Genomic DNA, 3,247 nt, shown 5'->3' with positions numbered 1-3,247 from the left:
TAAATAACTGATCCCAATAGTGCTACACCTTCGCTGTGCCATAGCCATTCCCCGGGAAAGGAGACACGGTATCCATGAAGTGTTTCACTCGGGCCAGCAGGTTTGCCATCCCTCTGCATTGATGATTGCGCGTGATGGTTTCATGTAACTTGTGCCATAGCCGTTCTATGTGATTAACCCAAGGGCTGTAAACTGGCTGGAACACCAGGCAGAACTTGGGATTCTTCTTCAACCATCGCTCGGTCTGTTTGCTTTTGTGAATGATGTAGTTATCGAGGATCAACGTGATGGTTTTGGCTCGTCGGTAGTGGTGGCGCAGCTTTTCCAGCATGGCAATAAACAGCGATGAGTTTTTCTTGATCCCGCTGACGTAAAGTACCCTTCCGTTGCCTGCGTGGAGAACGCCTGCCAGATAATGCTTGGCATTCTGCCCCGGTGTGACAACCCGCTTTTGCTGCGCTCTGAACATCCAGTCGGCTCCTAATTTGGGATTGAGGTCTATATCGACTTCATCCTCATAAAACACCGGATTATCGGCATCACAGCGGGCCAGCGCGGCGTCGATATTCGCCATTTTTTCCTGATAGGCTGGGTCTTTTATCCGCAAGGTCGGCACGGGCCTGCGCCAGACAATGCCCATACGAGGTAACCATCGGCGGAGCGTGGAGGCTGCCACATTGAGCCCTGTTAACCGATTGATTTTTATAGCCAATAGTTCAGTACACCAACGGCTGCGCTGATAACCAAAATCTTGCGGAGAAAACTGCATGAGCAGCACCAGTAGGGTGACAATCTTGGCGATAGGTAAGACTGGGGCACGGCCAGCCGGTAAGGCTTCTAGCGCATCTATGCCTTCATCTCGATACCACCGAAGCCAACGACCGATGGTCGAGCGCGCAGCGCCGGTAAGGTGATGAACATCGGTGATCGTGCGTCCTTCATGTAACAGCAAGATGGCCATCAAGCGACGAGCATGTCCTTTATCACGGGTGGCATGGATGATTTTGTGAATGCGGCGCCGTTGTGGTCGTGGCAGAGGTGGTAGGATAGGCATCAACTCAGTCCTTTGGGTGTGGCTTGTTTTGTTTAGCGACTAATCAGATCGCACAAACTGGACTGAGTTCCCTTCCTCCGGTGATCTACTATTCGGAACAGCTATTTAATTTCCCAATTTAAAAATACACTACCGCTGGCTACAGCCAAGCCCAACTGCGTTGCAAGCATCGATTTACCCGTTTTGGGCGAGCCATTAATAATCCACTGTTCGCCTTTTTCAATCAGATTATCCACCACCCAATTAGGGCGTTGCTGGCTGGAAATTAATCCAGCAGCAGGACTGAAATTATAATGTTTTTCATTATTCATAAACATACCTATATTATTGTGGTGACTTAGTACTATGTTGATATGTCTCATCGTTTACATATATGCATAAGCTAATCATGCGTATATGTATAATTAACTACCCCGTGTTGTTGCAGATACAGTGTTTTTATGTCAGATATTGCGCTATCAGTATGAAGGGCATGGATAATCAGGTATAAAAATGCCACCAACAATGGTGGCATTGGTCGTCTGTCCTCGATCAGCAAATGAGCCCGAGCGCCCGAAGGCGTTGGAGCGCCCGATCCTGTGCATCGTTCGAATAATCGGCTTCCAGAGTGATCCGAGCAAGGCGCTCAACCAGCCGCCTGCCACTTTCATCGAGCCTCACAGACACATCGAGCAATGACACTGTGTATTGAGTGTTACATGCCGATGCCAACGCAGCAGCCAGCACCCTGCTAGATCCGGTGCGCGGGTGTTCTGAAATGATTGCCAAAATTTCGTTTAGAATTTTCATCTATTTCCTCTATGTTGTTAAACAATATGGTGCCTTTTCGGCTGTCATAAATTCTGCTGGTTAGATACTGGTTGTGATGTAAACGCCCTCGATTGATCAGCACCAAGCGATGTTATGGCTGCGTTTTGTGTAATAACAAATAATCATCTAAACATTTTTTATGTCTGGTATTTCGCCATCAATATGGATGACCGTCACCGATATATAGGCATCAAGGTAGTTCCTCCTCGTGCCTCGTCAGACTCCACCTTGACCCCTATATTCGGCTCCTTTGTCATGCCATATTAATCGCTTCATACCCTCCATAAAAATGGGTTCTCCGGGAATTCAGATAATAAGTGCGACACTCATGGATGAATGGCGAGAGGTGGCCAACTGCTGATTGGTGGTACCCTTCTGCTCGCCAAAGTAAAAGCAGTATCACCATGAGCTATCAGCAGTTGACCGAGGGGCAACGATACCAGTTATCGGTGCTTCGCGCACAGGGGATGTCCATCCTTGCCACCGCACGCGCCATTGGCGTTCATCGCTCCACCCTCTACCGGGAGCTGCGTCGTAACGCCGGGCCGCAGGGCTACCAGCCAGACAATGCGCATCAGCACGCCACCCACCGACGGGCCAGTGCGGCCAAATCTCGGCTATCTGCCGATGTCATCCAGTTTGTCGAGCTGACACTCGCCTGGTGGTGGAGCCCGGAGCAGATAAGCGCGGTGGGCAAGCAGATAGGCCTCATGGTGAGTCACGAGTGGATATACCGCCATGTGGCCGCCGACAAAGCCCGGGGTGGCCAGTTGTACCGCCATCTGCGCCAGGGCCACAAGCGCTACCGCAAGGGGGCGAGCAGCCTGCGTTCTCCCATCAAGGAAGCCCGCTCTATTGATGAACGGCCGGCTATCGTCGATAGCCGGGAGCGGCTCGGTGATTGGGAGGCGGACACGGTGCTGGGCAAGCAAGGCACAGGTGCACTGGTCACCCTGGTGGAGCGCAAGAGCCGGCTCTATCTGGTCAAGCGGGTCGCGAGCAAACAGGCTGGGGTGGTGCGGGATGCGATAATCGAGATGTTAACGCCCTACATCGAGCAGGTGCATACCATCACCTTTGACAACGGCGGCGAGTTTGCCGAACACAAGGCGATAGAGGAAGCGCTGGGTGCCGAGACTTACTTTGCGCACCCTTACTCTTCGTGGGAGCGCGGTCTGAACGAGAACAGCAATGGGCTGTTGAGGCAGTTTATCCCAAAGGGAACAGACCTGAGAGAGGTCACGGACGAGGATGTCAGGAGAGCGGAGCAGTGGCTCAACCTACGACCTCGGAAATGTCTCGGATTCAGGCAGCCTGTCAAGGTATTCGAAGAGTACCGTCAGGCGGCATAGGCGAGTGTCGCACTTCGAAGTTGAATTCGCG

At 51.8% G+C, this 3,247-nt stretch carries 3 protein-coding genes; 1 reads left to right on the top strand and 2 read right to left on the bottom strand.

Annotated elements, in window-relative coordinates; translation table 11 throughout:
- Nucleotides 1-22: 22 nt before the first annotated feature.
- On the bottom strand, nucleotides 23-1,054 hold the full coding sequence (locus AB5Y54_RS17485; RefSeq protein WP_001809438.1) for an IS630-like element ISAhy2 family transposase: 1,032 nt from the start codon (nucleotides 1,052-1,054) through the stop codon (nucleotides 23-25).
- 101 nt (nucleotides 1,055-1,155) lie between these two features.
- Entirely contained in the window at nucleotides 1,156-1,365 is a 210-nt protein-coding gene (locus tag AB5Y54_RS17480; RefSeq protein ID WP_368154082.1) for an AAA family ATPase, read from the bottom strand.
- A gap of 903 nt (nucleotides 1,366-2,268) precedes the next feature.
- Here AB5Y54_RS17480 and AB5Y54_RS17475 point away from each other — a divergent pair.
- Complete coding sequence (locus AB5Y54_RS17475; protein WP_019706001.1) at nucleotides 2,269-3,216, top strand: IS30-like element ISAs2 family transposase; 948 nt, start codon at nucleotides 2,269-2,271, stop codon at nucleotides 3,214-3,216.
- Nucleotides 3,217-3,247: the final 31 nt, after the last annotated feature.

The sequence above is a fragment of the Aeromonas sp. s9 genome, assembly GCF_040907765.1.
In the GTDB taxonomy this organism is placed as follows: domain Bacteria; phylum Pseudomonadota; class Gammaproteobacteria; order Enterobacterales; family Aeromonadaceae; genus Aeromonas; species Aeromonas caviae.
This window is presented reverse-complemented; position numbering and strand designations above follow the sequence as displayed.